Source organism: Microbispora sp. H10830 (genome assembly GCF_014161375.1).
GTDB classification, from domain to species: domain Bacteria; phylum Actinomycetota; class Actinomycetes; order Streptosporangiales; family Streptosporangiaceae; genus Microbispora; species Microbispora catharanthi.
On sequence record NZ_JABBWX010000026.1, the window covers coordinates 22,581 to 39,032 of the forward strand.

Consider the following 16,452-nt stretch of genomic DNA (forward strand, 5'->3'; position numbering starts at 1 on the left):
GCCCGGCGGACCGCGAGGATCACCAGCGGTTGCGGGCCTCCTCGGCCCAGCCGGTGAGGCCGTCGAGGTCCACCCAGGCGCCGTCGTCGGCCCTGGCCCGTCCGGAGAAGTGGCCGAAGCACTGGTGCGTCTCGTTGCCCACCAGGCCGAGCTCGGTGCGGGCCGCCTTCTCGTGGAACGGGTGGAACTCCACCTCCACCCGCGGGCCGGTGATCCGCCACGGGCGCAGCCAGTCGGCGCGGTCGTACGACCACTCCAGCTCGTCGCCGATCTTGTGCAGGCGGCCCCCGACGAACAGGGCGTTCTCCGTCGAACCGGTGCCGTCGGTCCACTTGCCGCCGAGCTGGATCGCCCGGCCGGGCCCGCTGCCCGCCGCCCAGTTCCATGTGATCGAATACGGCCACTTCCCGCGGCCGTGGTCGAGCACGGCGAACGATTCCGCTTCGTCAATGGTGAACTCGGCCGATGCCAGCCGCAGGCGCCCGCGCACCGGACGGCCGACGTCCTTCACCGTGTACTGGAACCGGTTCGGCCCCCAGGGCACCACCACGCCGAGCGACTCGTGGCCCTCCGGCAGCGGCACCTCCACATCGAGCTCGACGCCGGCCGCCACGGCCCGGATCGCGCTGCCGGAAGCACTCTGCTCGATGTCGATCGTCACACCGCCGCCCCGTACGGACGCCGTCCCGGCGCCGCTGCGGTCGGGGAAGACGGCGCCGCGGGCCAGCGGCACCACGACGTCCCTGGCGGTCTCCACGCGGGTGTCCCGGTCGAGCACGTACACGCCGTTCACCGCGGCGTAGTCCAGCGACGACGCGACCAGCCCGATGATGTGGCGGGGGGTGACGATCCCCCAGTATTCCCAGCGCTTGCGCCGGCCCCAGCCGCGTAGGTTGCCCCGGTGCAGAGGACGGCGGGTCCAGCCCACCGCGCCGGGGTTGAGCCACCCGTCCGGCAGGCACAGGTCGACCGGCTCGGTGATCTCCCGCTCGTGCGTGGTCATGCGAACCTGAGCCTTTCCGTGATCGAGCGTACGAGGTCCTCGGGGAGCTTGAGCACCGCCCTGTCGTAGGTGAGCAGGCCGTTGATCTCGTCCTCGACGTCGGACACCTGGGTGTAGACGGTCGCGCTCAGGCCGCGCGCGACGGCCGGGATGATCTGCTCCTCGTGCAGCCGGGCGAACGCCTCACCGAGCGCGTCCGCCGAACGGTACCGCCGGTAGCCGAACTCCTTGTCACCCCAGACGTGGCCCTCGACCCGCAGGCTGTACCCGCCGTATTCGGACAACACGAGCACCCGGCCGTCGGGCCGCGGCGGGCGGAACCGGCGGAAGTAGACGTGCAGGCTGCGCAGGTCGCCCGCGCGCTGGTCGTGCCAGCCGCTGGCGTGGTCGACCGTACGCGTGGGGTCGAGCCGGGCGAGCTCCGCGGCGATCCGCGCTGCGTCGAACTGGCCCCAGCCCTCGTTGAACGGCACCCACACCGCCAGGCTCACCACGTTGCGCAGGTGCTCGACCGTGGCGCGCGTCTCGGCCTCGAACGCCGTACGGCCCGCCGCGCCGGCCCGGCCGAACCGGCGGTGGCGGCGGTCGTCCAGCCGGACGACGGGCAGGAACGCCGGCGTGGTGATGACCCACGGACGGTACGGCTCGCCGCCGTTGACCATGTCCTGCCAGACGAGGATGCCGAGCCGGTCGCAGTGGTGATACCAGCGCAGCGGCTCGATCTTGATGTGCTTGCGCAGCATCGTGAAGCCGAGCCCTTTCATGGTGGCGATGTCGTGGATCATCGCCTCGTCCGACGGCGGCGTGTAGAGGCCGTCCGGCCAGTAGCCCTGGTCGAGCACCCCGGCGTGGAAGTAGGGCCGGCCGTTCAGCAGCAACCGGGGGATGCCGTCGGCGTCGGGCCCGACGGAGAAGGAGCGCATGCCGAAGTAGCTCCGCACGCGGTCCGCGCCGAGCGACACGGTGACGTCGTACAGATGAGGATCTTCGGGGCTCCAGGCGCGCACCTCGGGCAGGGGGACGCGCACGGGCCGCCCGGCCGGCACCGTGACCCGCGCGACCGTCCCGTCTCCGGCCGAGATCTCGACGTCCGCCTCCCCGGCCTCCCCAGGCTTCCCGGCCTCCCCGCCGGACGCGTGGACCGTCACCTCCACGCACGAGTCGTCGAGCAGCGGGGTCAGCGTGAGCCGTTCGACGTGGACCTCGGGCACGCACTCGGCCCAGACCGTCTGCCAGATGCCCGACTGCGCGGTGTACCAGATGCCGCCCCGCCGCAGCCGCTGCTTGCCCCGCGAGCCGTTCCCGGTGTCGTCCCGGACGGCCACGACGAGGACGTTGCCGCTGTCGTGGAGCGCGTCCGTGACGTCGAACGAGAACGGCAGATAGCCGCCCTCGTGCCCGCCGACCTCGTCGTCGTTGACCCACACCCGGCAGGTCTGGTCGACCGCGCCGAAGTGCAGGATCACCCGGCCGTCGGCGAAGTCGTCCGGGCGGTCGAACCAGCGCCGATACCAGAGGGTCTCCCCGGGAAGCAGCTGCCGGTTCACCCCGGACAGCGGCGCCTCAGGCGAGTACGGCACGAGGATCTCGCCGTCGTACGTCTCGGGGGCGTAGTCCCTGATCGCGTACTCCCACCGGCCGTTGAGGTTGAGGTAGCTGTCGCGGACGAGCTGGGGCCGGGGGTACTCCGGGAGCGGGTTATCCGGCACGGGTGAGCCTCTTCAGTTCGCTGGTGGCGTCGAACGGCCACGGCCGGGGCAGCCCGTGGCTCATCAGCAGCGCGCCGTGGTGCGTCTCCCCGGTGTCCTCGTCGCGGTAGCGGCCGTCCGGATCCAGGCCCTTCAGCCGTACGGGGGCCGTCACGCGGACCAGCGTGGTCGGCCGCCAGGAGAGCACCACGACGTGCGGATCGAGGGTGTACTGCACGGCCCAGTCGCCGAGGCGGTCCATCCGGCCCTCGTGGACGACCGGGCGGATCCGCTTGTACTGCTCGACGAGGAGCTTCGCCTGCTCCAGGTCGGCCGGGTCCCAACGGTGCAGGTCGCCGCCGATGCCGAGCGCCCCGGACATGGCGACGTGGAAGCGGAAGGCGAGCGGCGTCACCCTGCCGGTGAGCGCGTTGGGGCTGTCGGTCACCCAGGCGCCCATCGTGCAGGCCGGGTAGACCTGGCCGTAGCCGTGCTGGATCGCGATCCGCTGGGCGGCGTCGGTGTTGTCCGAGGTCCAGATCTGCTCGGTGCGGGCGAGCATCCCGAGGTCGGCGCGGCCCCCGCCGCTCGCGCAGCCCTCGATCGTCAGGTGTGGGTGGGCGGCCCGCAGCCGGTCGATCACGGCGTACACGTTCCTGATGTACGCCACCCACACCTCGTCGCCGGCCTCGGTGATCGGCCGGTTCATGTCCCACTTCAGGAACGCGATGTCGTTGTGGGTCACCAGCTCGTCCAGCCGGGCGTACGCCCATCCGGCGACGTCGTCCCGGGAGAAGTCGAGCAGGAGCTGGTCACGCACCTCGGTCGCGTGCCGGTTCGGCTGGCGCAGCACCCACTCCGGGCGCGTGCGGTAGAGCTCGCTGTCGGGATTGACCGACTCCGGCTCCACCCACAGGCCGAACCTCATGCCGAGCCGCTTCACGTGGTCGATCAGCGGGGTGAGGCCGTCGGGGAACCGGTCGGGGTTCGGCCACCAGTCACCCAGACCGGCCGTCTCGCCCGTACGGCCCGCGAACACGCCCGTACGCCCGCCGAACCAGCCGTCGTCCATCACGAACAGCTCCACGCCGATGCCCGCGGCGAGCTCGGCCAGCTCCATCTGCCGGGCCTGGGAGATGTCGAACCCGGTCGCCTCCCACGAGTTGTAGACCACCGGCCTGACCCGGCCGGGCGCGGGCAGCACATGGCGGCGGATGTGGTCGTGCCACCGGTGACCGGCCCCGCCGAACCCCTCCGCCGAATAGACCCCGGTGAACACGGGCGTCTCCAGGGATTCGCCGGGTCCGAGCCGCCAGGTCACCCCCTCGTGCCCGAACCCGCCGCTCCAGCCCGCGCGGCCGTCGTGGTCGCGTTCGACGGTGATGCGCCAGCTTCCGCTCCAGGCCAGCGCCGCGCTCCACACCTCGCCGCGGTCCTCGGTCGCGTCGCCCGCGTCGAGCATCACCCACGGGTTGGCGTGGTGGCCGCTGTGCCCGCGCCTGCTGGTCAGCACGGTCTCGGCCACGGGCAGTGCCGTACGCCGGACCTGGAACTCCGCGCCCCAGCCACCGGTGACGTGGGTAAGCCGGTAGTCCTCACGCCGCGGCACCGCCCAGGCCGCCGAGTCGCAGCGCAGGACCGTGATCGGTCCGTCACCGGTGTTGCGCAGGGTCGTCCAGCGGTCGACGGCGTCGCTGTCCGGCCTGACCAGGTAGTGCAGGTCGATCTCCAGCGGGTAGTGCCGGTCGGCCATCCTGATCGTCAGGTGGCCGCCGTCGACGTCGTCGCCTTCGATGTCGTGACCGAGGTGACGCCACTCGACCCCGCGTACGGCGTCGCCATACCTGACCTGCAGGCCCGCCACGCCGAACCGGTCGCCGCCCTCGACGGGCAGTTCCTCGGGTCCGGCGGGCAGCGCGCGGGCCTGGTCGAGCGTGATCCGCGGCCCCCAGTGCGCGCAGCGCGGCCCGCCGTCCGGCCCGAGCCGCACGGCGTACGCGCTGGACGGGGTGGTGAGCAGCCACAACCCCGGTTCGGCTTCGATGGTCACGACAGCCACACTCCGGTGTCGGGCGGCAGCAAGTCCGGCTCGAAGTCACAGCCGAGCGGCCCGCTGGCGAGCAGCACGTCGTGGTGCCAGGCGAGCGGCACCGGCTCGGCGCCGAAGTTCACCATGAGCGTGAAGCCGGGGTCGCGGGCGAAGGCCAGCACGCCGGGGGGCGCGTCCAGCCAGGTCAGGTCGCCGTCGCCGAGCGCGGGGTGGTCACGCCGGATGGCGAGCGCGGCGCGGTAGAGGTTCAGCGTCGAGCCGGGGTCGCCGTGCTGCGCGGCCACGGTCAGCGCCGCCCAGTCCTCCGGCTGCGGCAGCCAGGTGTCGCCGGCTCCGAACGCGTACGGCGGAGTCGTGCCCGACCAGGGGAGGGGCGCCCGGCAGCCGTCCCTGCCGATGAACGTGCGCAGCGTCCGCTCGAACATGGGATCCTGCCGGGCCTCGTCCGGAATGGCGAGATGTTCCGGTAGGCCCAGTTCGTCCCCTTGGTAGATGTAGGCCCCGCCGGGCAGGGCGAGCAGCAGCAGCGCCGCCGCGCGTGCGCGCCTGGTGCCCAGCTCGACGTCGACGTCCATCCGGCCGAGCAGCACCTCCGGGGTCGGCGCGCGGACCAGGTCCTGGTCGACGCCGAACCTGGTCACCATGCGCGGCACGTCGTGGTTGCCCAGCACCCACGGGATCGACCCGCCCGTCTCGCGCGCGAGCCGGTGTGACGCGTCGATGACCGTACGGAACTCCTCGGCGGACCACGGCGTGGGCATCAGCCCGAAGCCGAACAGCTGGGCCAGCCCGTCTCCCGTCATATAGGGCCTGGCCTGGTCGGGATGGCCGAACCACATCTCCGCCACCGTGCAGACGGGCGTGGTGCAGGCGGGCGCGGCGCCACGGTCGCCGGGACAGGAGTCGAGGATCTTCCGCCAGGACCGGTAGAGGTCCAGCAGCTCCGGCTGGTGTTCGTAGGGCATGGATGTGTGCCCCGGGGTGAGCGGGCCGCCCTGGCTCCCCGGGACGACGTCGGGCAGGCCGTCCTGTTTGAACAGCATGTTGGCCACGTCGATCCGGAAGCCGGCCACGCCTCGGTCCAGCCAGAACCGCAGCACCCGCTCGAACATGGCGACCACGTCCGGGTGCCGCCAGTTCCAGTCGGGCTGCCCGGAGTCGAACAAGTGCAGGTACCACTGCCCGTCGGGCACCCGGGTCCAGGCCGGGCCGCCGAAGACGGACTGCCAGTTGTTCGGCTCGTCGCGGAAGACGAACCGCTCGCGCTCGGGACTGCCGGGACCGGCGGCCAGCGCGGCACGGAACCACGGATGCTCGGCCGAGCAATGGTTGGGGACGATGTCGACGATCACCTTGATGTTCTTCGCCGCGGCCGCGGCCACGAGCGCGTCGAAGTCCGCGAGCGTGCCGTACCGGGGATCGACGTCGCAGTAGTCGGCCACGTCGTAGCCGCCGTCGGCCAGCGGCGAGGGGTAGAACGGGCTCAGCCAGATCGCGTCCACACCCAGGTCGGCCAGGTGGCCGAGGCGGGACAGCACGCCGGGCAGGTCCCCTTCGCCGTCGCCGTTCGCGTCGGCGAAGCTGCGCGGATACACCTGGTAGACCACCGCGTCGCGCCACCAGGCACCCTGGTCGTACGGAAGCCGAGCGGACTTGTCTTCAACGGACTTGTCTTCAGCGGACACCGCGGATCCTCCAGATCAGACAGGCCCCGAGCGTGGCGAAGCCCGCCGCCACGCCGTACATGAGCGGGTAACCGCCGGCCGAGGTCACCAGGGGTGCGGCGATCACCGGGCCGAGCGTGTTGGACGCGGAGTTGGCCAGGCTCACGATGCCGAGGTCCTTGGCCCGGTCGGCGTCGGCGGGCAGCAACTGGGTGACCATCGCCTGGTCGACGGCGGCGAACATGCCGTAGCCCGCGCCGAGCAGGACGGACGCCGCGATCGCGGCGGTCCAGCTCGTCAGGATCGTCAGCACCAGTCCCGACGCGGCCATCGTGAGGCCGCCGACGAAGACCGCGGGCCTGCGGCTGCCGTACCGGTCGGACAGCCAGCCCGCGAGCAGGGTCGGCGCGACGCTGCTCAGCGTGAACACCGCCACGAGGACCACGACACCCTGCTCGACGGTCGAACCGGGGAAGAGCCGCTCGTAGTGGACGGCGTCCCGCAGGTAGTACTGCAGATACCCGATCGCCATCGCGAGCGTGAGGGTGATCAGAAGCCGGCTCGACCAGGACCAGGCGAAGTCGGGGTGCCTTCGCGGGCTCACCCACAGACCGCGCAGGAAGGACCGCACGTCGAACGGCGGCGCCCCCGCCGTGGCCGCGGCGGTGACGGCGGGCACGCTGATTCCAGACGCGGTTCCGGCCGTGGTTTCTGCCGTGGTTCCGACGGTGGCCGCGGCGGTGGCGGCGGAAGGCGTTTCCGCGGGTTCACGGGTGAACAGGCCGAACGGCAGCACGAGCAGCAGGATCAGGGCCGCCATCGAGAGAAACCCGGCCTTCGAGCCGGTCAGCAGGACGGTCGCCACGACCCCGCCCAGCAGCGGCCCCGTCAGCTGGCCCACGCCCGCCAGCGCGGACACCTTACCCCGCTGGCGGACGGGCACCTGGTCGGGCACGGTGGCGATGGCCGCGGCCAGGGCGGCGGTGAACGCCAGCTGGGCCACCGCCCAGCCGGCGACCAGCCCGGCCAGCGACTCCTGCCAGGCGAGGAACGCCAGGGACGCGGCGCAGACCAGCGCTCCCCCCACGATCCAGGGGCGGCGCCGGCCGAACCGGGAACGGGTCCGGTCGGACATGGCGCCGAACAGCGGGTTGGCGATGATCGTGCAGACGGCGCCGACGGCGAACACGGTCGCCAGCGACGCCTCCTTGTGCACGGGGTCGATGTGCGCCACATGGGAGGGGAGCAGGATCTGGTTGCCGACGGTCATCGCCATGATGACGCCCATCTGGGCGAGCGCCAGCAGGGTCATCCAGCCGGTGGTCACCCGTTCGACGGGCGTGACGCGCACCTCGTCCATGTGAGTCCTTGAGGTTCAAAACATGAGAGGGTGCCACGTTAGAACATGACAGGGCGTTATGTTAAGACAGATCGGTGGACAACCCCGGCGTCCGGCGGCGGCCGGTCCAAAAGCGCAGCATCGACAGGGTCGAGCGCATCCTCGACGCCTGTGCCCGCCTCCTCGACGAGGTGGGCCTCGACGCGCTGACGATCGTCGACGTCGCCAGGCGGGCCGAAGTGCCGAGCGGCACCATCTACCAGTTCTTCGACGGCAAGCCCGGCATGCTGCGCGAGCTGGCACTGCGCAACCTGGAGCTGCTGCTGGTGCGGCTGCGCCGCAGGGTGGCCGCGGAGGGCGCGCTCACCTGGCCGCGCGCGGCGGAGCTCGTCCTGACCGAGACGGTCGAGATGCGCAGGACCGTCCCCGGCTACACGGTGGTCGATTTCGCCGACACCCGGCCCGGCGGGCCGACGTTCCTGCCCCCCGGTGAGGCGAAGGAGGGCGGAGACGTGCTGGCCGAGCGGCTCTACCACTTCGCCCTGAACGAGGCCGGGCTGCCGCCGCTGCCCGATCCCTACCGCGTGATGCGGCTGGCCATCCAGGCCACGGCGGCCGCACTCCAGCTCGCCTTCACGGCCTCGCCGCAGGGTGACCCCGCGATGATCGAGCAGGGGCGCAGGCTCCTGAGGGCCTACTTCGCCGACCTGTCCTCGCTCGGCTGACGACCCTGGCACGCCGATCGGGAGACCGGGCTCGGATCACCGTACGGCGCCGAGCACCGCCCAGCGGCCGGACCGCAGCCTGGCCAGCACGGTGATCATTCGAATGAGCAGGAAGGCCGACAACCCCGACCAGATCCCCACCAGCCCCCAGTCGAATCGCAGCGAGGCCCACACCACCGGCAGGAACCCCAGCACCGCCCCACTCGCCGTCGCCGTACGCAGGTATGCGGCGTCCCCGGCGCCGAGCAGCACTCCGTCCAACGTGAACACGACACCGCCGATCGGCTGCAGCGCGACGAAGAACCACCAGGCGCGGGGCATCTCGGACAGCACCGTCGCGTCGGCGGTGAACACGTGGGGGAGGGGACCGGCCAGCGCCGCGAACAGCACGCCGAGCAGGGTCCCGAAGACCAGCCCGCAGCCGGTCACCTGCCAGGCCAGGCGGCGTGCCCGTTCCGCGTCGTCCGCGCCGAGCGCGGCCCCGACCAGCGCCTGGGCGGCGATGGCCAGCGCGTCGAGGACGAAGGCCAGGAACATCCACAGCTGGAACACCACCTGGTGGGCGCCGGCCGCGGCGGCGGAGGTGTGGGCGGCGACCGCGGTCGCCGACACCCAGCACGCCTGGAAGGCCAGGCCGAGCAGCACCAGGTCGCGAGCCAGGCCGAGTTGGGCGCGCATCGCGGCCGGAACCGGAGCGAGCGGCACGCCCTCGGCCCGCAGCGCCCGCACGAACAGGCTCGCGGAGATCAACTGCCCGGCCACGTTGGCGACCGCCGAGCCGTCGATCCCCCAGCCGAGCCCGTACACCAGCGCCGGGCACAGCGCGGCGGAGATCACGTTGCCCGCGAGCACGTAGCGCAGCGGGCGCCGCATGTCCTGCACGCCCCGCATCCAGCCGTTCCCGGCCATGGTGACCAGGATCAGCGGAGCGCCGAGCAGGGCGATCCTCAGCCAGCTCACCGCGGCGGCGGCGACCCGGCCGTCACCGGTGAGCAGGCCGGCGACCGGCGCGGCGAGCAGCTGTCCCGCCACGGTGATCACCAGCCCTGCGACCGCGGCGAGCCAGGTCGCCTGCACCCCCTCGGCCACGGCGTCGGCCCGGCGGCCGGCGCCGTGCAGCCGGGCCGCGCGGGCGGTCGTGCCGAAGGACAGGAACGTCATCTGCGAGGCGATCTGCGCCAGCACGATCCCGCCGACCGACAGCCCCGCGAGCGGCACCGCGCCGAGATGGCCGACCACGGCCGTGTTGACGAGCAGGTAGAGCGGCTCGGCGGCCAGGACTCCGAGCGCGGGCACGGCGAGCGCGAGTATCTGACGCAGCGGGGCCCGGCCCACGTGCTCATCCATGCGTTCCTCCAGGCAGGCCGACCGGCCGGACGTCGCGGCGAGCCGGATCGGCTCGCCGCGCCATCGGGCGACAGGAACGCAATCATCTTGCTATTGCAAATAATTCGCAACAAGGTGGCAGGCCGGCCCTCACCGGGGAGGCGAGGGCCAGCGTCAGGGTCGATCAGGACGTGGGAGTCGGGGTCGGCGTGTCCGTGAGCGTGGGCTCGGGGGTGGGTGGCGCGGTCTCGGTGGGAGTAGCGGATTCCGTGGGGGACATGGCCGGGTCCGGTGTCGCGGCCGGCGGTTCCGTGGGGATGGCCGTCGGCGTCGGACAGGGCTCAGGGGTGCGCCAGGCGGGCTTCCCCGAGTGCCACTTCAGCGAGTACGGAGAGCTCTTGCTGAAGTACCACAGACGCTTGCTCGGCCGCGAGAGGTCGAAGACGTAGGCGGCCGCCGCCGTCTCCCCCTGAGGGGCGGCGGGCGTCGTCTCCTCGGTCTGCGGGGGAGTGGAGCCCGTCTGACCAGGGGGAGCGGAGCTCGTCTCGCCAGGGGGAGCTGCGGGAGCCGTCGCGGTCTCACTCGGAAGAGGAGTGGGGGTGCTTTCCGCAGGTGCCGGCGTGCCCGCGGAGGGGGCCGGCGTGCTATCCGAGAGCGTCGGCGTGGCCTCGGGAGCTGTGGGTGGGGTTTCAGGAGCCGTCGGTGTGGTTTCGGGAGCCGTCGGCGGGGCGGACGGAACCGGAGTCGGGCTCGGCGGGGCGGGGATCGGCGTGCCGGGCTGGACGGCCGCGATCACCGAGATCCAGGCGTCCTGCCGGATGTCGCCGCCCCGGCGGGAGGTGAACACCCGCGTGGAGTCGCCGATCGTGTACGACCGCTCGAAGCCGTCCTGGCTGCGTACAGTGATCGAGTCATCGGCCACGGCGACGACCTGTCCGGTCTGGGTGAACACCGTGACGGTGCCGCATCCGTCCTTGGCCGGCACGACCACCTCGCCGTGCAGCGCGCCGAGGAACGGGCCCACCAGGGGCACCTCGGTGGTGGGAGTCGCCGTGGGGGAGTCGGTGACGGTCTCGGCCGGGGTGGCCGTCGGCGTGATCGTCACGGTGGCCGTCACGACAGGATCCGACGTCTCGGCCGGCGGGGTGACGGGGGTGGCGGCGGAGGCCGCCGTCGCTCCGGCGCCGACGGACGCCGTCAGTACGAACGCGGTCGCGAGGATCATGGGTTGGGAGATGCGCCGGCGCGGCCCGCCCGGTCCGGACAACCGTCCTTTCTCCAGGCGGTGGGGGTTGGTCGGCTTCACCGTTCCTCCGTATCGTTCGATTCGATGGTCTCCGCCGAACGGGGCGGCGGTCGTACCGGAGCGCTTTGCCCCGATACCCGACTGAAGTGACCGGCTAATTTGTTGCCAAACCGTGTCACTTCCGATGGATTGTGGAGACCTTCCCCATATCCGCCGCATCCATGCGGGTGAATCCGCGGCCGTGAGGCGGCTCGGCTGCTTTCGGCAGGTCGCAGGGGATGAACCGATTTGAGATTCGGACGTCATCTGAGACGGCCACGCGACGGATGGCACGACGGCCCCCGAGAACGACGCGTTCTCTCACGACTGGAGCGGTTCCACCGGAACGGAAGGTGAGCGCCGAACCACGGCACACCGGCGTGCCGAGGCCGGGACGGACAGGCCCGCCCCCGGCACATTCGCTTCACGGTTGTTGGTGAAGGTGCTTCTTCAGGGCCGTGGCGGGTGTGGTTTCCCGCACCCCCGAACGGCCATCGGCCTCATGGTGGCTCCACCCTGATCATTCCTAGTCTCAGGCGCATGACGGATTGGCTGATTCACCTGATGGAGCTGCTCGGCGCGCCGGGAGCCGGGATCGCGATCGCGCTGGAGAACCTCTTCCCGCCCCTCCCCAGCGAGGTGATCCTGCCACTGGCCGGTTTCACCGCCTCCCGGGGAGAGATGGACCTGTTCGCCGTGCTGCTGTGGACCACCGCCGGTTCGGTGATCGGGGCGCTGGCGCTGTACTGGGTGGGCGCGCTGCTCGGCCGCGAGCGCACGCTGGCCCTGGCCGCCCGGATCCCGCTGCTGAAGGTCTCCGACGTCGCCAAGACCGAGGCGTGGTTCCTCAAGCACGGGCGCAAGACGGTGTTCTTCGGCCGGATGATCCCGATCTTTCGCAGCCTGATCTCCGTTCCCGCCGGCGTGGAACGCATGCCGCTGGGCGTCTTCACGCTCCTGACCACGGCCGGGAGCCTGCTCTGGAACACCCTCTTCGTGCTGGCCGGCTGGACGCTCGGCGAGAACTGGTCGCTGGTGGAGAAGTACGTCAACGTGGGCACCAATGCGGTCATCGCGGCGGTGCTGCTGGCCGTTCTGGTCTTCGTGGGCGTACGGCTGAGTGAGCGGCGCAAGGGGCGGCATGCGGTGCGCGGTTAGGGGGACGCGGCCCGTCGGCCTGGCTCTCGGGGCCACCCTGGTCACCATCAAGGTACGTCAGGAAGGCAGCATGGGCATCGTGCGAGTGGAGGACGACGGCATGGGCGGAGCCGATGCCACCGGCGGCGGGCCGACCGTGATCGAGGCGGAGCCGCCGTGCGCGTGATGCTGGCCGAGGACTCGGCACTGTTGCGCGAGGGCCTGGTGCGGCTGCTCAAGGAGGAAGGCCACGACGTCCTGGCAGCCGTGGGCGACGCCGACGCGCTCCTGCAGGCGGTGGACGGCGACAGCCCCGACGCGGTGGTGGTCGACGTGCGGATGCCTCCCACCCACACCGACGAGGGCCTGCGCGCCGCGCTGGAGATCCGGCGGCGCCGGCCGGAGGTCAAGGTGCTGGTGCTGTCGCAGTACGTCGAGAAGAAGTACGCCACCGAGCTGATGAGCGGCAGCATCGACGGGGTCGGCTATCTGCTCAAGGACCGCGTGGCCCAGGTCGGCGACTTCCTGGACGCGCTGGAGCGGGTGGGCGCGGGCGGGACGGCGTTCGACCCGGAGGTGGTGCGTCAGTTGCTCGCGCGCACCAGCCACGCCGATCCGCTGGCCCAGCTCACCGCCCGCGAGCGCCAGGTGCTGGAGCTCATGGCCCAGGGCCTGACCAACGCCTCGATCGCCCAATCCCTGCACGTGTCGCAGAGCGCGGTGGAAAAGCACGTCAACGCCCTGTTCGACAAGCTCGCGCTGTCGCACACGACCGGGTACAGCCGCCGCGTCCTGGCCGTCCTGCGCTACCTCGGCTCCTGAGCCGCCGCGGTTCGCCGCTGCCGGTCAGGTGGTGGCGACCGTGAGCACGGTGTGCCGGCCCGGGTGCAGGAGGGTGAGCCGGTCGGTGAGTCCGGCCTGCGCGAAGGCCTTGGCGAGTGCGTCGGCCCCTTCGGTGAAGTGGCGCCAGCTGTCGAAGTGCAGCGGGACGACGTGCGACGCGCCGAGGATCCGGGCGGCCTCGGCCGTCTGCGCGCTGGTGAGGGTGAGGTAGGCGTCGCCGAGGAGAGCGGTCTTGGCCGCTCCGGCGAACAGGATGGCGACGTCGACGGCGAACCGTTCGGCGATCTGCGGGACGAGGTCGAGCGAGGCGTTGTCGCCGCTGACGTACACGGTCGGTGTTCCGGGGCCGGACAGCACGAATCCGGCGACCTCCCCGACGACGGGCTCGCTGCCCTCGGGGCCGTGCAGAGCGGGCACCCGGGTGACGCGCAGCGTCGAGCCGCCGGGCCGTGGCAGGTCCACGTGCTCCCAGACGGGTACGGCGCGGGTGGCACCGCCCAGCCGGCCGGCCGCGCTCGCGGTGGTGAGCACGAGCGGGACCCGGCCGAGGTAGTCGCGACCGCTGACGTCGAGGTTGTCCCTGTGCTGGTCGTGGGAGAGCAGCACGGCGTCGACGGGGCCGATTTCCGCGGGTGCCAGCGCGGTGGGCGCGGTCTTGACCAGGACCCGTCCCGGGCCCGTCACGTACTCGCGGGGAGGGTCGAAGGTGGGGTCGGTGAGCAGGCGCAGCCCGCCGATCTCCAGGATCGCGGTCGGTCCGCCCAAGGCGTGGACGCTGATCTGCGATGTGACGGTCATGACGGTCCTTTGCGGCTTGACGGGCTGAGATGTGCGCTGCGGTGAGGAGCGCTCTGCGGACGATCGTCGAACGTACGGCCGCCGGAGAGTGAGTGGCGTGAAAGCCGTCGTGCGATAGATTCAAGCCAACCCGGGAGGAGCGATGAGCCGACGTGACCCGCTGACCATCGCGGTGCTGATGTTCGACCAGGCGCCGCTGTTCGAGACCAGCGTCCCGATCAGCGTGTTCGGCGCCGATCGCAGCGACATGGGCGTCCCCCGCTTCGACCTGCGTGCCGTAGGCGGTGACCCCGGCCCGCTCACCACCACGGGCGGGATCCGACTGACCGCGCCGTACGGGCTGGACGCGCTGGCCGACGCCGCCACCGTCGTCGTGCCGAGCTGGCGCGGCCCGGCCCAGCGCCCTCCGGAACCGGCACTCGCCGCCCTGCGCGACGCGCACGCCGACGGCGCCACCGTCGTCGGGTTGTGCCGTGGCGCGTTCGTGCTCGCCGCCGCCGGGCTGCTGAACGGCCGCCGCGCGGCCACCCACTGGCTTTACGCACCCGCCCTCGCCGCCGCCTACCCCGACGTACAGGTGGACGCCTCAGTGCTGTTCGTCGACGACGGCGACCTGATCACCTCGGCCGGGACCGCCGCCGGCATCGACGCCTGCCTGCACCTGGTGCGGCGCAGGTTCGGTGCCCAGGTCGCCAACACCATCGCCCGCCGCATGGTTGTGCCTCCGCAACGCAGCGGCGGCCAGGCGCAGTACATCGAACGCCCGCTGCCCGACCCCGACACCGACGACCCGCTGGGGGAGATCCTCAGCCACGCCATCCATCACCTCGACGACCCCGGCCTGGACGTCGACGCCCTGGCCAGACACGCCCTGATGAGCCGCCGGAGCTTCGACCGCCGATTCCGCGAACTCACCGGCACCTCCCCACTCCAATGGCTGCTCACTCAACGGATCATGCGAGCCCAACGGCTGCTGGAGACCACCGACCTCGGCGTCGACGCCATCGCCCGCAACGTCGGCTTCACCAACGGCATCGCCCTGCGCCCTCACTTCCGCCGCATCCTCGGTGTCGCTCCGCAGACCTACCGCGACACCTTCCACGCCCGCACCGCCTGATCAGGGGACGGACGACCGTCGATGACGAACGACACAGCCGGTGGCGGCAGGCGCGAAGGCGGACGAGTGCAGGGCGGTCTCGTGAACCCCGCAGCGGGCGCCCTCGCCCGGACGGAAACGACGTCGCGTTTCGATGTCGGCCACGGCTACGCGCTCTATCAAGGGCCGTCGTGGGACAGCGGCTTTCACCGCCACGCCGCTTTCCAGATCGTCGTCGCCGTCGCGGGTGAAGCCGCCATGGTGGACGCCTCCGGCGTCTGTCACCGCGCCGTGGCGCTTGTGGTGCCGCCCATGGTGCGGCATCGGATGCTGGCGACGACGGACCTGCGTGTCTTCTTCGTGGAACCGCAGTGCGCCTTCGCCGACCGGTTGCGCGAGCGCTGCGTCTCCGGGCGCTGTGTCTCCGGGCGCTGGGGCTCCGGGATCAGCGCGGCTCCCGAACTGCGCGAGCTCAGCGAGGAGGATGTCCGCCTCGCCGGCGCGCGGCCGTCCGGTGAGCTCGACCCCCGGCTGCTCGCGGCGATGGACGCGCTGGCGGACGGGCCGGTCTCGATGCCGGATCTGGCCGCGCGGGTGGACATGTCCCCCCAACGGCTGCGCGGCCTGGCCCGCAGCCAGTTGGGCATGCCGCTGACGCGCTGGCGCGTGTGGGGCCAGCTGCGCCGGACGGTGGACGCGCTGCGGGCGGGGCGGTCGCTGGCGGAGGCGGCGGCCGTGAGCGGCTTCGCCGACCAGGCGCATCTGACGCGATGGATGCGGGAGATGATGGGGCTGACCCCGGCGGCCGTGCTGCCGGTGCTCCGCCCGTCACTCGCGGAAGGCGACGTAGACCGAGATCGAACCGGTGACCGTTGACACCACCTCGGCCTCCCGCACCTCGCCGAAACCGGCCTCGGCCATCAGCTCCGGCAGCACACCCTCGGCGTTCGGGCGGGTGTCCTCGATGCCGTCGGCGAACTGCACCATCCGGAACCCCAGCCGCATCATCCGCGTGCGCTGCAACCCGTAATCGGCGACGACGAGCTTGCCGCCGGGCCGCAGCACCGCGCGCATCGAGGAGAGTACTGCCCGCTTCGTCGCCATCGGGCACTGGTGCAGCACCAAGGTGGACACCACCGTGTCCGCCGCGCCGGCGCCCACGATCTCCGGCAGCGCGTCGCCCATGCCGGTCTCCCACCGCACCGTCGCGCCGACGGCATCGGCCTTGCGCCGGGCGAGAGCCAGCACCCCCTGATCCGGGTCTATCGCCACCACCCGCGCCCGCGGCTCGGTGCGGTTCAGCAACAGCGCCGTGGACCCGGTGCCGCATCCCACGTCGACGATCACATCCTCCGGGCGCGGCGCGACGTGCATGACGGTCAGCGCCCGCCACAGCCGCTCCCGGGTCAGCGTGATGACGGGGTCGTAGAAACGCGTGGACGCGAAGCGGCCCAGCGCCGGAGTGAAAGCTCGTTCGGTCATGCCCAGCAGACTCGCA

General features: G+C 71.9%; 14 protein-coding genes. 5 read left to right on the top strand and 9 right to left on the bottom strand.

The genetic code is table 11. From position 1 onward, the window contains the following. Nucleotides 1-19: 19 nt before the first annotated feature. Genes HHX35_RS39565 through HHX35_RS39585 form a run of 5 tightly spaced genes read right to left on the bottom strand, consistent with a single transcriptional unit; the run spans nucleotide 20 to nucleotide 7,765 of the window. Nucleotides 20-1,003, bottom strand: coding sequence for a DUF2804 domain-containing protein (locus HHX35_RS39565; protein WP_182903720.1), 984 nt, complete (start codon nucleotides 1,001-1,003; stop codon nucleotides 20-22). Then, on the bottom strand, nucleotides 1,000-2,712 hold the full coding sequence (locus HHX35_RS39570; protein ID WP_182903721.1) for a glycoside hydrolase family 2 protein: 1,713 nt from the start codon (nucleotides 2,710-2,712) through the stop codon (nucleotides 1,000-1,002). Before HHX35_RS39570 ends, HHX35_RS39565 begins: the two co-directional genes overlap by 4 nt. Beyond that, nucleotides 2,702-4,741 carry an alpha-galactosidase gene (locus HHX35_RS39575; RefSeq protein ID WP_220506418.1) on the bottom strand — a complete coding sequence of 680 codons (2,040 nt, stop codon included), beginning with the start codon at nucleotides 4,739-4,741 and terminating at the stop codon, nucleotides 2,702-2,704. The genes HHX35_RS39570 and HHX35_RS39575 overlap by 11 nt, the downstream gene beginning before the upstream one ends. Continuing rightward, nucleotides 4,738-6,426 (bottom strand): glycoside hydrolase family 13 protein, encoded by a 1,689-nt coding sequence (locus tag HHX35_RS39580; protein WP_182903723.1) that lies wholly within the window; start codon nucleotides 6,424-6,426, stop codon nucleotides 4,738-4,740. The genes HHX35_RS39575 and HHX35_RS39580 overlap by 4 nt, the downstream gene beginning before the upstream one ends. Further along, a complete protein-coding gene (locus HHX35_RS39585) occupies nucleotides 6,416-7,765 on the bottom strand; it encodes an MFS transporter (RefSeq protein ID WP_182903724.1) in 1,350 nt (449 codons plus the stop codon). Before HHX35_RS39585 ends, HHX35_RS39580 begins: the two co-directional genes overlap by 11 nt. A gap of 74 nt (nucleotides 7,766-7,839) precedes the next feature. On the opposite strand from HHX35_RS39585, the gene HHX35_RS39590 reads away from it, so the two are divergent. Continuing rightward, nucleotides 7,840-8,469 (top strand): TetR/AcrR family transcriptional regulator, encoded by a 630-nt coding sequence (locus tag HHX35_RS39590; RefSeq protein ID WP_139578889.1) that lies wholly within the window; start codon nucleotides 7,840-7,842, stop codon nucleotides 8,467-8,469. A 36-nt stretch (nucleotides 8,470-8,505) separates the two neighbouring features. Here HHX35_RS39590 and HHX35_RS39595 read toward each other — a convergent pair whose 3' ends face one another. Beyond that, the gene (locus HHX35_RS39595) at nucleotides 8,506-9,816 is read right to left on the bottom strand and encodes an MATE family efflux transporter (protein WP_182903725.1); all 1,311 of its coding nucleotides are present in this window, start codon (nucleotides 9,814-9,816) and stop codon (nucleotides 8,506-8,508) included. A gap of 163 nt (nucleotides 9,817-9,979) precedes the next feature. After that, nucleotides 9,980-11,101 carry a hypothetical protein gene (locus HHX35_RS39600; protein ID WP_182903726.1) on the bottom strand — a complete coding sequence of 374 codons (1,122 nt, stop codon included), beginning with the start codon at nucleotides 11,099-11,101 and terminating at the stop codon, nucleotides 9,980-9,982. A gap of 519 nt (nucleotides 11,102-11,620) precedes the next feature. Between HHX35_RS39600 and HHX35_RS39605 the strand changes: the two genes are divergently transcribed. Continuing rightward, the gene (locus HHX35_RS39605; RefSeq protein WP_139578894.1) at nucleotides 11,621-12,238 is read left to right on the top strand and encodes a DedA family protein; all 618 of its coding nucleotides are present in this window, start codon (nucleotides 11,621-11,623) and stop codon (nucleotides 12,236-12,238) included. Between the two features lie 156 nt (nucleotides 12,239-12,394). Further along, nucleotides 12,395-13,039 (top strand): response regulator transcription factor, encoded by a 645-nt coding sequence (locus HHX35_RS39610; protein ID WP_182903727.1) that lies wholly within the window; start codon nucleotides 12,395-12,397, stop codon nucleotides 13,037-13,039. A gap of 24 nt (nucleotides 13,040-13,063) precedes the next feature. Here the strand turns inward: HHX35_RS39610 and HHX35_RS39615 are convergent, their stop codons facing one another. Continuing rightward, nucleotides 13,064-13,858, bottom strand: coding sequence for an MBL fold metallo-hydrolase (locus HHX35_RS39615; protein WP_182903728.1), 795 nt, complete (start codon nucleotides 13,856-13,858; stop codon nucleotides 13,064-13,066). Nucleotides 13,859-14,000: 142 nt separating this feature from the next. Between HHX35_RS39615 and HHX35_RS39620 the strand changes: the two genes are divergently transcribed. Both HHX35_RS39620 and HHX35_RS39625 read left to right on the top strand, forming a co-directional pair. After that, nucleotides 14,001-14,975, top strand: a complete 975-nt coding sequence (locus HHX35_RS39620; protein WP_182903729.1) for a helix-turn-helix domain-containing protein — start codon at nucleotides 14,001-14,003, stop codon at nucleotides 14,973-14,975. Nucleotides 14,976-14,996: 21 nt separating this feature from the next. Continuing rightward, a complete protein-coding gene (locus tag HHX35_RS39625; protein WP_182903730.1) occupies nucleotides 14,997-15,830 on the top strand; it encodes an AraC family transcriptional regulator in 834 nt (277 codons plus the stop codon). On the opposite strand, the gene HHX35_RS39630 is transcribed toward HHX35_RS39625, so the two are convergent. Beyond that, a complete protein-coding gene (locus HHX35_RS39630) occupies nucleotides 15,783-16,436 on the bottom strand; it encodes a class I SAM-dependent methyltransferase (protein WP_182903731.1) in 654 nt (217 codons plus the stop codon). The genes HHX35_RS39625 and HHX35_RS39630 overlap by 48 nt on opposite strands. Between the last annotated feature and the right edge of the window lie 16 nt (nucleotides 16,437-16,452).

Excerpts from the sequence above, each read along its gene's own strand:
- HHX35_RS39565 (WP_182903720.1), bottom strand. The coding sequence starts at position 1,003 with ATGACCACGCACGAGCGGGAGATCACCGAGCCGGTCGACCTGTGCCTG.
- HHX35_RS39585 (WP_182903724.1), bottom strand. The coding sequence starts at position 7,765 with ATGGACGAGGTGCGCGTCACGCCCGTCGAACGGGTGACCACCGGCTGG.
- HHX35_RS39595 (WP_182903725.1), bottom strand. The coding sequence starts at position 9,816 with ATGGATGAGCACGTGGGCCGGGCCCCGCTGCGTCAGATACTCGCGCTC.
- HHX35_RS39605 (WP_139578894.1), top strand. The coding sequence starts at position 11,621 with ATGACGGATTGGCTGATTCACCTGATGGAGCTGCTCGGCGCGCCGGGA.
- HHX35_RS39615 (WP_182903728.1), bottom strand. The coding sequence starts at position 13,858 with ATGACCGTCACATCGCAGATCAGCGTCCACGCCTTGGGCGGACCGACC.
- HHX35_RS39620 (WP_182903729.1), top strand. The coding sequence starts at position 14,001 with ATGAGCCGACGTGACCCGCTGACCATCGCGGTGCTGATGTTCGACCAG.
- HHX35_RS39625 (WP_182903730.1), top strand. The coding sequence starts at position 14,997 with ATGACGAACGACACAGCCGGTGGCGGCAGGCGCGAAGGCGGACGAGTG.
- HHX35_RS39630 (WP_182903731.1), bottom strand. The coding sequence starts at position 16,436 with ATGACCGAACGAGCTTTCACTCCGGCGCTGGGCCGCTTCGCGTCCACG.